Annotated in this window: 1 protein-coding gene; it reads left to right on the plus strand. The window is 64.2% G+C overall.

Annotated elements, in window-relative coordinates; all coding sequences use genetic code 11:
- Positions 1-282 (plus strand): hypothetical protein (locus NTD87_RS02290; protein WP_262111585.1); only part of this gene is annotated, 282 nt, incomplete at both ends.

The following is a 282-nucleotide window of genomic DNA, read 5'->3' on the forward strand; positions in this document are numbered from 1 at the left end:
CGGCCAGTTGAGCAACAACGGCATCATCGAGGCCGGGGTCAACGCCGACACCAGCCGCAACGCCAACGGTGACGTGACCCTCAGCACCCAGATCCTCAACAACAGCGGCAAAAGTGTGGTCGCCAGCCGCAACCTGACGGTCAACGCGGTGCAAGCCCTGAACAACCAGGGCGGCACGTTGAGCGCGCAACAAGGCGCGACCCTCAACGCCGGGACCCTGGATAACCAGCACCAGGGCCGCGTGCTGAGCAGCGGTAGCCTGAGCCTCAACGCCAATCAGTT

The organism is Pseudomonas sp. 6D_7.1_Bac1 (assembly GCF_025465945.1).
GTDB lineage: Bacteria > Pseudomonadota > Gammaproteobacteria > Pseudomonadales > Pseudomonadaceae > Aquipseudomonas.